Source organism: Confluentibacter sediminis, assembly GCF_003258355.1.
In the GTDB taxonomy this organism is placed as follows: domain Bacteria; phylum Bacteroidota; class Bacteroidia; order Flavobacteriales; family Flavobacteriaceae; genus Confluentibacter; species Confluentibacter sediminis.
The window spans coordinates 1-924 of sequence record NZ_QKPO01000044.1 but is presented as its reverse complement, the minus strand read 5'-3'; the positions used below and the strand labels follow the sequence as shown (position 1 = coordinate 924).

General features: G+C 38.6%; 2 protein-coding genes. One reads left to right on the top strand and one right to left on the bottom strand.

Translation table 11 applies throughout. The annotated features are described in order from the left end of the window. The coding region (locus DKT72_RS18430; RefSeq protein ID WP_220628157.1) for a hypothetical protein at window positions 1-195 on the top strand (195 nt) is incomplete at its 5' end. Window positions 196-437: 242 nt separating this feature from the next. Here the strand turns inward: DKT72_RS18430 and DKT72_RS17790 are convergent. Continuing rightward, on the bottom strand, window positions 438-924 hold a 487-nt coding region (locus DKT72_RS17790), incomplete at its 5' end, for a putative porin (protein WP_162623372.1).

Below are 924 nucleotides of genomic sequence, written 5' to 3'. Positions count from 1 at the left end.
AAAAAACAAGCCCTGTATGAACGTCGCTTCCAAAAACCATTGCCTTTTTTAGCGGCTGCAAACATACGACCCTTTTTCCCTTTCCTGCAAACTTTTTTCGCCCTTTTTTTGAACTTTTTTTTGCCGACTTTTAATCCCTCTTATTATCAATCGGTTAGACATTACCCTAACCCTATACCTTTACATAAAAGGTGATTTTTAAGGTGGTTTATAAGTTTAAAAACGCAAAATTTGATATAGAAATAATCTAATGACCGTATAAAAATGGATCATTAATCGAATTTGATTCTTTTGATATGGATAAATGCCTCACTGAAAAAGACCCTTCCATCCCCTGTTGGGGATTGAGCGATCTGTTTTGGACTCTTTTAAACAGTTGGAAAAACCGCTTAAAAGGTGAGCAGCGAAAGCCCGGCCACCAGGGGGCACCAAAAAAATCACAAGAAAAAATTCCAGACGATGCCGAAACGTACCGTGAAATCCCTGTAGGGATAGTTTGGTGCAGAATAATAATCGTAACCGGTGAAGGCGGAGTTGAAGTGCTCGGCCTTTAAAAAGATACGTGTTTGACGGATCTTGGCGTTTATAAAGAAGTCCAATCTTGGGAACCCACCATATTCCCTGTCATTTTGAACATAAAATTCCGCCAACAATGTATCGTAGGCGTCCATATGGTACTTCGTGAAATAATTAAATGTGACACCTGTTTGCAAATACATGGCTTTTTTGAATACATGATTGGCATAATATAATGTGTTTCGCGTTGTTAGTTCCGGAACATTTAACACCCCGCCTCCATCTTGTACTTCCTGATACAGCAGCACGCTGTCAAAACCGAAATTGCCAAACATTATTTCTTTTCCCAATTTAACCCTTAAATACGATATCGTTTTATTATCCTGAAACCCTTTTATGGCATTGTCT